Source organism: Maribacter sp. Hel_I_7 (genome assembly GCF_000688315.1).
Lineage (GTDB): Bacteria > Bacteroidota > Bacteroidia > Flavobacteriales > Flavobacteriaceae > Maribacter > Maribacter stanieri.
In genome coordinates this window covers 405395-420979 of the sequence record NZ_JHZW01000003.1, presented here as the reverse complement: position 1 = coordinate 420979, position 15585 = coordinate 405395, and the positions used below count along the sequence as shown (strand labels likewise).

Sequence of the window (15585 nt, the reverse complement as noted above, 5' to 3'; positions counted from 1 at the left end):
CTTTTACCTAAAGGGTATACACATGAACAACATTGACCGAAGAAAATGGCTTAAAACCGCAGGACTATCAAGTGGTTTCACTCTTTTAGGAGGATTTAGCTCGATGGCTATGAATCTCCATACGCCCATAAACACCAAACTGAATGGTGTGGCCAAATTAAACTCTAACGAAAATCCATATGGTCCTTCAAAGGCCGTAAGGGAAGTAATCATAAATTCGTTGGACTACGCCTGCAGATATCCATCCATAATTTTTCATCCGTTGGTGGAACAGATAGCACGTAAAGAAGGGGTAACGAAAGACCATATAGTCGTAACCGGTGGTTCTACGGAAGGTCTAAAAACAGCTGGATTAACCTTTGGAATGAACGGAGGGGAAATCATTGCACCCGAACCAACTTTTCAATCCCTACTAACCTATGCCGAAAATAACGGTAGTTTTATTCATCGTGTACCTGTTGATGAGAAAATGGGTCATGACCTTAACGAAATGGAAAGGCGTATTACCGCAAAAACAGGCTTAGTTTTCATATGTAATCCGAACAATCCCACGGGAACATTAATTGATAAGGGTAAGCTAAGAGATTTCTGTTTATCTGTAAGTAATAGAACCATGGTTTTCAGCGATGAAGCCTACTATGATTTTATTACTGAACCTGATTACCCGTCTATGGTTGAGTTAGTGAAAGAAAACATGAATGTCATCGTTTCAAAAACCTTTTCTAAAGTTTACGGTCTCGCAGGTCTACGAATAGGCTATTTAGTTGCCCGACCTGATATTGCTACCAGATTAAAGAAAAATGTTATGGCAATGACCAATGTTTTGGCAATTGAAGCTGCGAAAGAAGCATTAAGAGATGATGAGTTTTATAAATTTAGTATTGCTAAAAATGTAGAAGCTAAAAATCAGATATACAAAACTCTAGATGATTTAAACCTAGAATACCAAAAGTCACATACTAATTTTATATTTTTCAAAACTGGAAAACCTATAACCGAAATGATGGCTGCAATGGAAAAAGAGAATGTTCTCATAGGCAGACCATTTCCACCATTTACTAATTGGGCAAGAATTAGTTCAGGTACAATAGAAGATATAAAACTATTTGATAAGGCACTTAGAAAAGTAATGACTTAAAAATATCGGCTATTACCAGAGTAAAAATGTAAGTAAACTTGAAGCTAAATGCGAATGTATGGGATAAGAATGTGACTGATATGCCATTAGCACTTAGCTAGCCATATTTTTACTACCATCTTTCAGTCTTACTATGTTTAGGAAACGAAATTGAACCTTATAATTATGTTGATCACATTTTTGAATAGTATGATTATTAGAGCAATTTTATAAAAATTAATAACAGAATTTTAGAATTCATTATTTATTCATCAATAAAATTTTGAAATTTATAATAAACGCAATAGGCAATAAATCGCTTGGTTTTTTTGGCTAAATTGTATTGGAATTCAGCTTGTTATAGACCATCAACCAACAAACCATTATGAAAAAAATACTCTACAGCCTTTTAGCTGTTGTCGTTCTTGTTCTTTGTATACTTTTATTCAATACGCTATCACTAACTTCAAAACAAGTTGACTCCGAACCGTTAGAAAAATTAGTGATTTCTGACGATGTTTACAAAAATTTATCTAAAGCCATTCAATACCCCACTATCTCTTTTAGTGAAGATGCCATACCTGATTCTACTGCTTTTTATGGTTTTCATCAATTCCTTCAAGACACATATCCATTAATTCATGAGCAACTGACTTTAGAAAAAGTAAATGAATATAGTTTATTATATACCTGGAAAGGGACTGATCAAAATAAAAAACCAATTATTCTTATGTCTCATCAAGATGTGGTACCTGTAGATGAACCCACCTTGAATGACTGGGAAGCAGGACCTTTTGAAGGAAAAATAACAGCCACAGATATTATAGGTAGAGGAACACTAGATGATAAAAGTTCCTTAATGGCACTCATGGAAGCTGTTGAGCTTTTATTAAAAGAATCATTTACCCCTAGCCAAACTATCTACTTAGCTTTTGGTCATGATGAAGAAGTAGGCGGTTCTAAAGGGGCTGCTAAAATTGCAGCTTTGTTAAAAGAGCGAGGAGTTGATGCATCTATGACCATAGATGAAGGCGGTTTTTTAGCAGATGGTCTAGTACCAGGTATTGATAACACTGTAGCTATAGTAAATTTAGCAGAAAAAGGATTTGCTTCTTTTAGACTTATTGTTGAAACCAATGGTGGGCACAGCTCGGCACCTCCAAAAGAAAATACCATAGGTATGCTGGCCAAGGCAATAGTAGATTTAGAAAACAATCAGTTACCTTATAAATTGGTTGAGCCTATCAATTATCAATTAGGATATATGGGCGCAGAATTACCTTTTATGAAAAAAGTTGCTTTCGCAAATCCTTGGTTATTCAAAAAACCAATTCTTGAAGCATTGAATGCACATACTACTACTGCCGCAACGATTATAGATGGTGGCATTAAAAATAATGTTATACCAACGGTTGCCGAAGCCACTATCAATTTCAGAATTTTACCAGGCGAAAATATTGAATCTGTTAAAGAACACATTGAAAATACTATTAGTAATAAAATAAGAGTTGAAAAGGTAGGTTTTTTGACGAATCCATCGCCTGTATCGAGCATTGATTCCGATGCTTATAAAACACTCGAAAAAACAATACGTTCTGTTTTCCCAGAGTCTGTAGTTGTTCCTGGTCTTGTAGGTGGAGGCACTGATGGTCGCTATTTTTATGAAATCTCAGACGATGTATATCGATTTTATCCAATTCGATTAGATCCTAATTCATTATCACGTTTTCACGGTATTGATGAAAAAATTAATAAAGAAAATTATAAGGAAATTATAGAATTTAGTTATCAACTGATTAAAAAATTCAACTAGGCTAGTTTAAATCCACTTTTAAAAATTAAAACAAGAGAAGTAAATTACCCCAACCAACCCTCTCTATCCAGTGAACGGTATTGAATGGCTTCTGAAATATGATCTCCATTCAATTCCTGCTCACCGGCTAAATCAGCGATAGTTCTAGCTACTTTCAAGATTCTATCATATGCACGAGCCGATAAATTTAATCGCTCCATCGCATTTTTCAATAACGCTTTAGAATTATCGTCTAATTTACAATATGCACGAATTTGCTTTGTGTTCATTTGAGCATTGTAATGCACATTTCCCAATCCTTCAAACCTAGCTGTTTGTATTTCTCTTCCTGCTGTAACACGTTTTCTAATTTCAACACTCCCTTCTCCTTTTCGTTCTTCGGATAGTTTTTCAAATGGAACCGGAGTTACCTCAATATGAATATCGATACGATCTAAAAGAGGACCAGATATTTTACTTAAATATCGTTGCATTTCTGCTGGTGATGAAGTTACCGGAGCATCAGGGTCGTTAAAATAACCACCCGGACTAGGGTTCATACTCGCCACCAACATAAAGCTACTTGGGTAAGTAACCGTAAAACGTGCACGAGAAATAGTTACCTCCCTATCCTCTAAGGGCTGTCGCATTACCTCTAAAACACCCCGTTTAAATTCTGGCAACTCGTCTAAGAACAATACTCCGTTATGAGAAAGTGAAATTTCCCCGGGTTGTGGATATGCACCTCCTCCGACCAAGGCCACATCCGAAATTGTATGATGTGGGCTTCTAAATGGTCTTTGACTCATTAATCCCATATTCTTTACCTTACCAACAACACTGTGAATTTTAGTCGTTTCCAAAGCTTCATGCAAAGTCATTGGAGGTAATATGGAAGGTAATCTTTTTGCCAACATAGTCTTACCTGCGCCTGGCGGACCTATCAATATTATATTATGACCGCCCGCCGCGGCAATTTCCATGCAACGTTTTATACTTTCCTGACCTTTTACATCAGAGAAATCAAATTCAGGAAAATCTAAACTTTTATAAAATTCTTCTCTTGTATCTATAATAGTCTGCTCTAACGGAATATCTTGATCAAAGAAATCTAAAACCTGCTTAATATTATCTATCCCATATACTTTTAAATCTCCAACTATTGCAGCTTCCTTTGCATTGGCTGTTGGCAAAATAAAACCTTCAAATCCTTCCTCTTGTGCTTTTATAGCTATGGGAAGTGCACCTTTTATAGGTTGAAGGCTACCATCTAACGATAACTCGCCCATGATGATATACTTCTCTATATTTTCAGATTTAATTTGGTTTGATGCCGCTAAAATTCCAATAGCTAGTGTGAGATCATAAGCAGAACCCTCTTTACGTAAATCTGCTGGTGCCATGTTAATAGTTATTTTCTTCCCAGGAATTTTATAACCATTATTTTGAAGTGCAGCCGCTATTCTATAATTACTTTCTTTAATTGCGTTATCGGGAAGCCCAACTAGATGATAGCCAATTCCCTTATCAATATTTACTTCTACTATAATAGTAGTAGCCTCAACGCCAAATACTGCACTCCCGTAAACTTTTGTAAGCATTTTTAATCCTTTGGCTTAAAAGTAAGGATTTCTTTACTCTTCTGAATTTCCTCTTTATTCATCATCATTTTACGAAACTCTCCGTTAACATACATTTCTGCTTGATCTCGGTAATGTTCACTAAAGGGATTACCAGATTGTCCTGTAGGCAGTATGCTGATACTATTCTCTACGTCATAGAAATCTATAATTCTTCTGGTTGAAGGTCCTGAAGTTGTTTTATAATAGCCAGTATCATCATATGAGAATGCTAAATTATTAATCACCTCTCTTGTACCATGCACTGGATAAGGACCAACATTAAAAAAAGAACGCAACGCTGCTATCTGTCCAATAGGATGACCATGTTCAATGGTATGCACCCTCTCCCACCGCCAATAATCTAGATTATTTCCGAAATCTTTTTCTAATGAAGCTACTGCCTCCATAAAAGATATATTTACTATATCAACCATAGATTCATTTACATCAGTTGTGGAAACATCATCCCACCATACAGAATCTTCATCCTTGGATAAAGGAGCAATTAGCCTTTTCATAAAATGAGTACTTAAAAATTGATTAAACAACTCATCACCCAATTCATCTTCAAAAGTGTTTTCTAAAAAATAGTAAATCCATCTATTGTAAATAGTAGCTTCTATTGAAGAAAGTTCATAATCCCCTCTCCACATTTTTAAACTATCTATAGCCATTAATCCATTTTCACTCAATAAAGAAACATCTAACAACTTTGCTAAATTGGTTATAATTTCTGGCTCTACAGATGATATAACATCTGTAATCATTTCACTGGCAGAAGTAATATCCCAGTCATTTTTAGGCGCTAATAACTCTACAATCCTCTTACCTCTATTCTCTGGCAAATAGTAGCCTGGGTATAACATACCAGCAATAGAATCTGGTTGGTTATTGGCAGAATACACATAATTACTTGGAGGATTAATAGCTTGAGGATTCTCTTTAAAATCAAGTAAATCTTTTTCTAAAGGTAGACCTTCACCAACTTCAAAAACCATTTTGGTATTTACAGAATCTGGAATCTGATAGAGTTGTGCTGTGGCGAACCAAGCTACATTACCTTCCTCATCACCATACATAATATTTAGACCAGGCGCATGTATTTTTGGTAAGGCGGTTTTAAACTCTTTAAGGTTATTAGAATGACTTAAACCATAAATTGCATCAATAACTTTATTTTCCATTTGGGTATATACCCATGACATTGCAATTGGCCTATCTCCTATTACCTGATCTGCAATACCGTTGAGAATTGGTCCGTGAATAGATTTTTTATAAGAAAATTGAACTTCAGAAGAGTCCTTTACTTTTATACTCTTATTTACAATTTCATAATCTACATAACCACTTTCAGTTAAATACTGATTTTCATTATCAGGATTATTTTGCTCAAAATAAAAATCAACATCATCATTCTCAAACATTGTAATACCATAAGCCAATTTTCTATTATGCCCTAGAAGAGGAAACGGAATACCTGCTATATGATAACCATATTTTGAATAGGTAGGTGTTTCCATATGAGCCTCATACCATACTGACGGTTGTGCAAACCCAATATGGGGGTCATTGGCAAAAATAACCTTACCATTTTTAGTTTTATCCGGAGCTATTACCCAGCTATTACTACCTTCAAATAAAGGAATGTCCAAAACACCCAAAGCCTTAATGACTGCTGCAGTAAGATTATTTTGTACAGAATCTGAACTAGCTGGATTATAATTCTTAATCCATTCCGTATCTACGGTAGACCCTACGTGTAAATCTTTTAAATAATTAGGACCTAATTTCGAATTTATAGTGGTAAGTAAGGGGTCTGTTTTGTGTGCCATTGCAAAACTGAATGCCATGTAACCAATAGTATTATAAACATCTTCTAGAACAAATGCTTTTTTCTCAATACCGGTAAAGTGAAATTCTATGGGCGTAGGTCCTTCGGTTATAAACTGATTTATACCATCTAAATATGCCTTTGCCAAAACAACACCTTCATCATTTTCAGCTAAACTGGCAGCAGTTAATTTTGAGGCATCTGCAATACCCAATGATAAGAAGAATTTATCCGTTCCTATTAAATCCGCACCAAAAACTTCTGAAAGACCTCCACTTGCAATACGGCGAAGTAATTCCATTTGCCATAAACGATCTTGAGCATGAACGTAGCCTAATGTTCTAAATGCATCTTTTTCATTTTCTCCGTAAATATGAGGAATACCGTAGTCGTCGTAATAGACTTTAACCTCTTGTTGAAGGTTAGCTAACTCTTTTTTCCCAGAGTAATCTGGTTTTAAAGTATACACAATAACTCCAACAATAATTATCAGGAGTGTAACAATAACCAACAGGATGGCTCCTATTTTTTTTAATAAGTTCATAGTTCAGTTTGGGGGATTAAGTCCCAAGTTAGAACTATTTTTTTACATTAGACTCCGCGTAGCTCTGCTTTTTATTGACAAGTAGTTAACATCTTACAATATCTATAAATCAATTATTATTTTTCAAACCCTCTAATAACCAATTTTTATATGTTGGTATGTCTGAATTTTGTATGGAAGTGTTAAGTACTTTTAAATCTGGAGACAACAAAACATAAAAAGGTTGAGAGATAGATTTAAAATTAACATCTTGGAAAGTTCCCCATTTCTGTGCAATGTTATTAATCTCTTTTACCCTACCACTATCAAATTGAAAATTAAATTTTTCGGCATCAGGCAGCTCTTCTCTATCATCGGTGTATAAAGATATAAGTACATAATTATTTTTAATGATTGGAAAAACTTCCGAATCGCTCCAGACATTTTCTTCCATCTTTCTACAGTTTACACATGCCCAACCTGTAAAATCTAAGAGTATAGGCTTATTAACTTCTTTGGCATATGCTAATCCTTCATCAAAATCCTTAAAGCAATCTATACCTAAAGGACAGTCGCTCTCTTGTTCGAAAACACTATAAAATTCTGGTGGAGGAAAACCACTTAATAATTTAAGATTTGTGATTTTGGTTACGCCCAATATCATGTAAATGGTAAAAGCAGCGCCAATAAAAGCAGTTAATTTTCGCCCAGCGGATAACTTTTTAACCGGACCATCATGTGGAAATTTATATAAACCAAATAGATAAAGCGTCATAGCTATACCTAATACAATCCAAATACCTAAAAACACCTCACGCTTCAATATTCCCCAATGTCCAACTAAGTCTGCGTTTGATAAAAACTTTAAAGCCAAACCAATCTCTAAAAATCCTAAGACCACTTTAACGGTTGTCATCCATCCGCCAGATTTTGGCAGGGAGTTCAACCAAGCAGGGAATAGCGCAAAGAGAGCAAATGGCAATGCCAAGGCAACTCCAAAACCGGTCATACCTGCTGTAAGGTTAGAGGCTACTTCACCTTCAGCCAAAGTAGTGCCGCCTAACAACCCGCCTAATATTGGACCCGTGCATGAAAAAGAAACAATGGCTAAGGTAACGGCCATGAAAAATATTCCTAAAACTCCACCTACTTTAGATGAAGCAGCATCCATCTTATTTGCCCAAGAGCTTGGCAATGTCAATTCATAATACCCAAAAAATGAAAAAGCAAAAAATATGAAAATCAAAAAGAACAATAGGTTCAACCAAACATTAGTTGCTATAGAGTTTAGAATTTGAGAATCCACAGAATCAAATAAATGGAAGGGTAAACTCAGCAAGAAATAGATAAGAATAATAAAAAACCCATAAAGCAATGCGTTGATAATTCCTTTAGATTTTTTTTGTGAATGTTTTGTAAAAAAAGAAACGGTTAAAGGTATCATTGGAAAAACACATGGTGTCAATAAAGCAATTAAGCCGCCAAGAAAACCTAATCCGAATATTACCCAAATATTAGTACTAGTAGCAATTGTATCTTGCCCCTGCGTCAATAATTCCCTGTTCTTTAAATCTAATCGTAATTTTTGACCTAAAGCTAAACTCCTATCATCAACGGTAGCAATAATTGCCTGGGCTTCAGAGCCATCTAGAGTAAAGATGAACTTTTTATCCATTGGTATACAAACTTCTTTACACACCTGAAAAAACAAATCAACATCAATCTGATTAATTTCAGCATCAACTACTTTAATACGTTGAGTAAATGTGGCATTATCTTTAAAATAAGTTTCTTCTACTTCAAAGATTTCACTGTATTCTTTTATGGTTTCACTTTCTGTTGTACCACCTACAAGTTCATAGACAGTACCGTGTCCATTATAAGTAAATTCACTAGGTAGAGATCCAAATTCAGATGTAAACTGAGAGTACATATGCCATCCGTCTAAAATCTTAGCCTTCATGACCAATTCATATTCCGTATCAGAGAGCTTTTTAACCTGCTGTTCCCAAACAACAGGATTATCTTCTGTTTGTGCAATAGTATTTAGCGGAAACGCAACAACAAAAAGTAGTAAATAAAAAAATCTTATCATGTAAATTCTATTTTTAAAATCTCTTGAGTTGTATCAACAACCCTAAAACGATTATCGGCACGCATACCAATAACCCATACAATTTGCTCACCCGAGCATAATAACCAAGTTTCATCTTTAGACAAAACATCTATTTTCTGGTCTTTAAAGAACTTTGCTAATTTCTTTTTGCCATTTAAACCTATAGGATAAAAGTAGTCGCCATTCTTCCATTTTCTTACCGTTAAGGGATATTTTAATACATTTTTTTGAACGAAAATTATTTTATCTGAATTATCGAGACGCTCAGGTACTACAGTAAACTCTAAGGATATTGGCAGGTTCAAAGGTACTTCTTCTTCAGTAATGAAAAACTCCTGGTTTTTTAATTCACTTTCAACAAGTGGCGTTAAAAGTAAAACATCACGATTCTTAGTCAAAACATGCGTGTTAGAAATCAATTGTTTACCACTAAGACCATCTAACAGCGTCTCTATATTGTCCATTTCTTTGAAACCGTAATCGCTAAATAATCCATATAAAAAAGTAGTAAGCGGATTAAGTTCTTTTAGCTTTGTAATCTCAATTTCAACCCTACTATTATTTTCAATAAAAATTTCTTCTTTTAAATGATGAAGATATGCCGAAGCAATAGTTTGGGTCTGATTTAAATAACTTAAAGTGTTTTTAAAATTATCTGAAAAAGTAGGATGTAATTCATTCAGTGCAGGAATAATTTCATGACGGATCTTATTTCGTAAATACTTTGTATCTGCATTACTTGCATCCTCCCTCCAATCCATTTCTTCTATATGGGCAAAATGCTCCAACTCTTCTCTAGAAAATGGCAATAAAGGTCTTCTTAAGTAATTTATCTTAGCAGGTATACCGGTTAAACCATCAATACCAGTGCCTCTAGATAAATTAATTATGAACGTTTCTAAAACATCATTAGCATGATGTGCCGTTAACAAATAAGATTTATTATTTTGAGAAAGCAATTGCTCAAACCAAGCATACCGAAGCTCTCTTGCCGCCATTTGAACAGAAACTTTGTGCTGATTCACATATCCGAGAGTATCAAAATGAGTAATAAAAACTTCCTTATTTAATTTTTCCGCTAAATCTCGCACAAATGTTTCATCGTCATCACTAGCTTCGCCACGTAATCTAAAATTACAATGTGCTATAGAAAATTGTAGTTGGGCTTGATGACAAAGTTCCGCAAGCACGGTACTATCTAAACCACCACTACATGCTATTATGAAATGGGAATTTAACAATTCCGGAAAAGAATCTTCAATATGTTTTTTGAATACTTTTAACACGCAATAAAGGTACGGAAGTCCCCTAACTTAATTGAGATGCTTAAGAATTATTTAACTAGACCAATGTAAAATACTTTTAAGAAATAGCCTTTACAAAAGAACTCACTTTTTCTGAATGAATTTTTGCCAAGTCGGCATTGGTTATTCCTGTATTTTCATCAAAATTATCTCCATATCTAGGCAATGAAAAGGTTTCAACCACTGTACCTTGGAACCTAGTAATCATTTTTTCTGCAACCTCTAAAGCACCAATTGCGCCACGACCACCGGTTGATGTTGACATGAGTAAAATTTTCTTATCGACCAAAAACTTAGAATCGAATCGAGACAACCAATCCATCGTATTTTTAAAGTAGGCAGAAGGGTAACTGTTATGTTCGCTTACAGCTATAATCAAGCCTTTTGCATTACTGATTTCGTTTTTGAATTCTACCAATGAATTTGAATATCCATTTTCTTTTTCAACATCATAACTATACATAGGAAATGGATACTTTGCCATGTTACGAAGTCGCACTTCTGTACCACTTATTAAAGAAGAAGTATACTTTACCAATTTATAATTAATGGAAATTAAAGAATTGCTACCTGCAAATGCTAAAACGTAATTCATAAGACTATTTTAATGTATGATTGCGAATTTAATTCAATTACAGTATACCTTAAATTATTTTATCTAATTTTGCCTCTTGAAACATCCAAACATACTGTTTTATAAGTATATAGGGTATAATTGTTATAATGAGCAACTCTAAGTCAAGATTGTTTTTTTTAGACGCCATAAGAGCCTGGGCTATCTTGATGATGTTACAGGGTCATTTCATTGATGGTTTATTAGATAATGCATTTAGAGACAACTCAAATATACTGTTCACTACATGGAAGTACTTTAGAGGAATTACAGCTCCCGTATTCTTTACCGTATCTGGATTCATTTTTACATTTTTATTAATTAGATCACCGCAAACTGGATGGAACAATCCACGTGTTAAAAAGGGAATTAAACGTGGACTAGAATTACTTGTAATAGCTTACTTATTAAGAATGAACATTTTTGGGTTGTTCAAAGGTGAAGTTTACGACTCTTTCTACTTAGTAGATGTACTGCATTGTATAGGTCTTTCATTACTGTTTATTATTGGTTTCTACATACTCACTTTCGCTAAGCAAAAATGGATTTTCCCAACAATATTAGTATCTACAACGTTGTTACTCTTTATTTTTGAACCCATTTACAAAGCATCTAGCTTTGAGTTTTTACCTCAGGTGTTCGCCAATTATCTTACAAAAGCAAATGGATCTGTTTTTACGATAATACCATGGTTAGGCTATGCTACAATTGGTAGTTTTATGTCTGTTTTATTTTCCAAGTATCAAGAAAGTAAAAACCTTTATCAATATGTTGTCCCTACTTATATCGCTATAGGATTAATTCTAATTTTTCTTTCTTCAGATTTTTTCCTTTCTATATATGAAGTTACAGGCATACAATTGTTTCAAGATATTTTCAATAACAATTATCTATTTATTAGGTTAGGTGATGTTCTAATTGTTTTTTCCATATTCATACTGCTAAGAAAATTCTTAATGAATGCAACTTGGTTAAGAATAGGACAAAGTACCCTATCTATTTACATTATTCATTTTATCATATTGTATGGTAGTTTTACGGGTGTTGGTCTGTACAGGTTTTTCCATCACTCCTTAAACCCGTTCATTGCAATTCCTGGTGCTATTTTGTTTATGATTGCCAGTACCTATTTGGCATTAAAATATGAAGACCATAAGGCAGACATTAAATCTAGCGTATTTACTTTCTTATCATCTACTAGAATTTACTTGGAACAAATTGCAATTATACTTTTTGAGGTCCTAAGAACTGTAACCGAAAAGGTTTTACGTCTTCTAGGTTTAATTAAAAACTAAACTGCATTAAAAGATTATAATTACTACAAAATAAAAAAAGCAGCCAATTGGCTGCTTTTTTTTATCACTATAATTTTAAATCATCTAGATATGTAATGCACGATCATCTGTGGCAGCTAGTGCAGCTTCCTTAACAGCTTCTGCATAAGTTGGGTGAGCATGGCTCATTCTTGAAATATCTTCAGCAGATGCTCTAAATTCCATAGCCGTTACAGCTTCTGCAATTAAATCGGCACAACGTGCGCCAACCATATGAACACCTAAAACTTCATCGGTCTTCTTATCTGCAAGAATTTTAACAAATCCATCAGTATCCATACTAGCTCTAGAACGTCCTAATGCACGCATAGGAAATTGACCTACCTTGTACTCTACTCCTGCTTCTTTTAATTCCTCTTCTGTTTTACCAACTGCTGCAACTTCTGGCCAAGTATAAACAACACCAGGAATTAAGTTATAATCTATATGTGGTTTTTGACCCGCTAATTGCTCAGCAACCAAAGTACCTTCTTCTTCAGCCTTATGAGCTAACATAGCACCTTTTATTACATCACCAATAGCGTAGATATTATCTACATTTGTTTTTAAGTAAGCATCAACTATTACCTTACCTCTATCATCAAGCTTTACACCAGCTGCATCAGCATTTAATCCGTCGGTATAAGGTTTTCTACCAACAGCAACTAAACAATAATCACCTTCAAAAACAACTTCTTGTCCTTTTTTGTCATCTGCTTTTACTATAACCTGGTCACCTTTTCTTTCAACAGACTTCACTTTATGAGATAAAGCAAATTTTACTTTTTGCTTTTTCATCACCTTAGTCAATTCCTTTGAAAGCGCAGCATCCATTCCAGGAATAATACGATCCATAAATTCAACTACGGTTACATCTGCACCTAGCCTTTTATAAACTTGACCTAATTCTAAACCAATTACACCACCACCAATAACAATCATATGTTTTGGAACTTCTTTAAGTTCTAAAGCTTCAGTAGATGTAATGATGCGTTCTTTATCTAATTTTATAAAAGGTAGGGTTGATGGCTTAGACCCAGTAGCTATTATAATATTTTTAGCTTCTATCTCTTCTGTTTTACCATCGTTCTTCTTTATGTTTACATGCGTTGCATCTTTAAAACTACCGACACCTTCATAAACGGTAATTTTGTTTTTATCCATTAAGAATTCTATTCCTTTAGTAGTTTGGTCAACAACACCTTGCTTACGAGCTATCATTTTTGCCAAATTCACTTTAATCTCACCAGGGATTTCAATACCGTGCTCATCAAAATGCTTAATAGCATCTTCATAATGATGTGAAGAATCTAACATCGCCTTAGAAGGAATACACCCAACATTTAAACATGTTCCGCCAAGGGTGGAATATTTTTCAATTATTGCTGTTTTCATTCCTAATTGAGCACAACGTATTGCTGCTACGTATCCTCCAGGTCCAGAGCCTATAATGGCTACATCATATTGATTCATAAAATTTTAGTTTTCTAATGTCCTACAAAATTAATACTATTTTTAGTTTTAAAGGGGTATAGCCGTAGAATGCTTTACCTCTTTTATGGTAAAAGAGCTTTGGGTACTACCAATATGATTCATGGTGGTTAATTTATTGACCATGAAATTTCGGTATGCATCCATATCTTGAACGTGAATTTTCAACAAATAATCATAATCTCCACTTAGGTGATGGCATTCTACAACTTCTTGAAGACGCATAACTTGAGCTTCAAATTGAGCAATATTTTCCTTTACATGCTGCACTAGTTTAACATGACAAAACACTGTAAAATTTCTATTTACTATTGTTTTATCTACCAAAGCAACATAATTTCTAATAGCCCCTATTCTTTCTAATCTTTTAATACGCTCATATATAGCTGTAGTAGACAGCCCCAGTTTTAAGGCATACTCTTTAGTGGTCTTTTTGCTATCTGCTTGCAATAGCTCTAATAAGTTATTATCAATTAAATCTAACTTCATAATGATTGTAATTCTATTACACCAAGTAAATTTAATGAATAACTGAATTAAAATCTAAACTTAAACTAATAATAGTTTCATATTCTAACAAATAAGGTTCGTGTTGACAATTTTACATATAAAAGCTATTTTTACTTAAAATAACAGCACATGAGCCACAAGAACAGTAACGACTTACAAGATTTACAATACTTTGGAGAATATGGAGGAGTAAATCCTTCCATTTCCGATTCTTCTACTTATACCTTTATATCAGCTAAAACCATGTTTGATACTTTTGAAGGAAATACAGAAGGTTGCTACCTATACAGTAGACACTCTTCTCCTTCAAATTTATATTTAGGCGAAGCTCTAGCAGCACTAGAAGGTACAGAAAGTGCAAATGTAACCGCAAGTGGCATGGGTGCAATTACAGCCGTAATTCTTCAACTTTGTAATTCAGGTGACCATATTATTAGCAGTAGAACTATTTATGGTGGCACTTATGCCTTCATGAAGAATTTCTTGATCAAATTTGGTATTAAAACTACATTTCTAGATATCACCGATCTTGATGCTGTTGCAAAAGCAATCACCCCTAATACAAAAATGATTTATTGCGAAAGTATAAGCAACCCGCTATTGGAAGTTGCAGATATTTCTGCGCTTTCTCGAATAGCAAAAAAGAACGAACTACCATTAGTAGTAGATAATACATTCTCACCCCTATCCGTATCTCCGGCAAAATTAGGCGCAGATGTTATAATTCACAGTCTTACAAAATTCATAAACGGAACCAGCGATTGTGTTGCCGGTGTAGTTTGTGGTACAACCGATTTTTGCCTTAGCCTAAAAGATGTAAACAATGGAGCAGGTATGCTTTTAGGAAGCACGTTAGATAGTTTACGGGCATCATCAATTTTAAAAAACATGCGTACCCTACATATACGTATGAAAAAGCATAGCGAAAATGCGCAATACCTAGCAGAAAATTTTGAAAAAGACGGACTCAGAGTTGTCTATCCTGGTCTACCATCACATCCAGGTCATTTAATAATGGAAGATCAAATGAATCCTGAATATGGATATGGAGGATTAATAACCATGGATGTGGGCACTATTGAAAATGCCAATGCACTTATGGAGTTAATGCAAGAAAGAAAATTGGGATATTTAGCGGTTAGCCTCGGGTTTTATAAAACACTATTTAGCGCTCCGGGAAGCTCTACATCTTCAGAAATTCCGCTAGAAGAACAAAAAGAAATGGGACTTGGAAATGGGCTAATACGATTTTCAATAGGATTAGATGATGATATTCAAAGAACCTATTCCTTAATGAAAAAATGTTTAATAGATCTTAATATACTGGATATCAAAAGCATTAACGCCTAAGAT

Annotated in this window: 11 protein-coding genes; 4 read left to right on the top strand and 7 right to left on the bottom strand. The window is 34.3% G+C overall.

Annotation, left to right across the window (positions count from 1 at the left end):
* Nucleotides 1-22 precede the first annotated feature (22 nt).
* Together P178_RS0113445 and P178_RS0113440 are read left to right on the top strand one after the other, a co-directional pair.
* Nucleotides 23-1138, top strand: coding sequence for a pyridoxal phosphate-dependent aminotransferase (locus P178_RS0113445; RefSeq protein WP_027066697.1), 1116 nt, complete (start codon nt 23-25; stop codon nt 1136-1138).
* A gap of 364 nt (nt 1139-1502) precedes the next feature.
* Nucleotides 1503-2930, top strand: coding sequence for a M20 family peptidase (locus tag P178_RS0113440; protein ID WP_027066696.1), 1428 nt, complete (start codon nt 1503-1505; stop codon nt 2928-2930).
* A 44-nt stretch (nt 2931-2974) separates the two neighbouring features.
* Here the strand turns inward: P178_RS0113440 and P178_RS0113435 are convergent, their stop codons facing one another.
* The 5 genes from P178_RS0113435 to P178_RS0113415 form a co-directional block, all read right to left on the bottom strand.
* On the bottom strand, nt 2975-4510 hold the full coding sequence (locus tag P178_RS0113435; protein ID WP_027066695.1) for a YifB family Mg chelatase-like AAA ATPase: 1536 nt from the start codon (nt 4508-4510) through the stop codon (nt 2975-2977).
* 2 nt (nt 4511-4512) lie between these two features.
* A complete protein-coding gene (locus tag P178_RS0113430; protein WP_027066694.1) occupies nt 4513-6906 on the bottom strand; it encodes a penicillin acylase family protein in 2394 nt (797 codons plus the stop codon).
* Nucleotides 6907-7015: 109 nt separating this feature from the next.
* Nucleotides 7016-8980, bottom strand: a complete 1965-nt coding sequence (locus P178_RS0113425; protein WP_027066693.1) for a protein-disulfide reductase DsbD family protein — start codon at nt 8978-8980, stop codon at nt 7016-7018.
* The gene (gene tilS / locus P178_RS0113420; protein ID WP_027066692.1) at nt 8977-10287 is read right to left on the bottom strand and encodes a tRNA lysidine(34) synthetase TilS; all 1311 of its coding nucleotides are present in this window, start codon (nt 10285-10287) and stop codon (nt 8977-8979) included. The genes P178_RS0113425 and tilS overlap by 4 nt, the downstream gene beginning before the upstream one ends.
* A gap of 76 nt (nt 10288-10363) precedes the next feature.
* Nucleotides 10364-10900, bottom strand: a complete 537-nt coding sequence (locus P178_RS0113415; RefSeq protein ID WP_027066691.1) for an NADPH-dependent FMN reductase — start codon at nt 10898-10900, stop codon at nt 10364-10366.
* Between the two features lie 128 nt (nt 10901-11028).
* On the opposite strand from P178_RS0113415, the gene P178_RS0113410 reads away from it, so the two are divergent.
* On the top strand, nt 11029-12213 hold the full coding sequence (locus P178_RS0113410) for a heparan-alpha-glucosaminide N-acetyltransferase domain-containing protein (protein ID WP_027066690.1): 1185 nt from the start codon (nt 11029-11031) through the stop codon (nt 12211-12213).
* A gap of 84 nt (nt 12214-12297) precedes the next feature.
* Here the strand turns inward: P178_RS0113410 and lpdA are convergent, their stop codons facing one another.
* Both lpdA and P178_RS0113400 read right to left on the bottom strand, forming a co-directional pair.
* On the bottom strand, nt 12298-13704 hold the full coding sequence (lpdA, locus tag P178_RS0113405; RefSeq protein WP_027066689.1) for a dihydrolipoyl dehydrogenase: 1407 nt from the start codon (nt 13702-13704) through the stop codon (nt 12298-12300).
* 48 nt (nt 13705-13752) lie between these two features.
* A complete protein-coding gene (locus P178_RS0113400) occupies nt 13753-14211 on the bottom strand; it encodes an Lrp/AsnC family transcriptional regulator (protein ID WP_027066688.1) in 459 nt (152 codons plus the stop codon).
* 150 nt (nt 14212-14361) lie between these two features.
* On the opposite strand from P178_RS0113400, the gene P178_RS0113395 reads away from it, so the two are divergent.
* Nucleotides 14362-15582, top strand: a complete 1221-nt coding sequence (locus P178_RS0113395; protein ID WP_027066687.1) for an aminotransferase class I/II-fold pyridoxal phosphate-dependent enzyme — start codon at nt 14362-14364, stop codon at nt 15580-15582.
* Nucleotides 15583-15585: the final 3 nt, after the last annotated feature.

Bases quoted from the DNA above. Each gene is read 5' to 3' on its own strand.
- P178_RS0113445 (WP_027066697.1), top strand. From the start codon at position 23: ATGAACAACATTGACCGAAGAAAATGGCTTAAAACCGCAGGACTATCA.
- P178_RS0113415 (WP_027066691.1), bottom strand. From the start codon at position 10,900: ATGAATTACGTTTTAGCATTTGCAGGTAGCAATTCTTTAATTTCCATT.
- lpdA (WP_027066689.1), bottom strand. From the start codon at position 13,704: ATGAATCAATATGATGTAGCCATTATAGGCTCTGGACCTGGAGGATAC.
- P178_RS0113440 (WP_027066696.1), top strand. From the start codon at position 1,503: ATGAAAAAAATACTCTACAGCCTTTTAGCTGTTGTCGTTCTTGTTCTT.
- P178_RS0113410 (WP_027066690.1), top strand. From the start codon at position 11,029: ATGAGCAACTCTAAGTCAAGATTGTTTTTTTTAGACGCCATAAGAGCC.
- P178_RS0113425 (WP_027066693.1), bottom strand. From the start codon at position 8,980: ATGATAAGATTTTTTTATTTACTACTTTTTGTTGTTGCGTTTCCGCTA.
- P178_RS0113435 (WP_027066695.1), bottom strand. From the start codon at position 4,510: ATGCTTACAAAAGTTTACGGGAGTGCAGTATTTGGCGTTGAGGCTACT.
- P178_RS0113400 (WP_027066688.1), bottom strand. From the start codon at position 14,211: ATGAAGTTAGATTTAATTGATAATAACTTATTAGAGCTATTGCAAGCA.
- P178_RS0113430 (WP_027066694.1), bottom strand. From the start codon at position 6,906: ATGAACTTATTAAAAAAAATAGGAGCCATCCTGTTGGTTATTGTTACA.
- P178_RS0113395 (WP_027066687.1), top strand. From the start codon at position 14,362: ATGAGCCACAAGAACAGTAACGACTTACAAGATTTACAATACTTTGGA.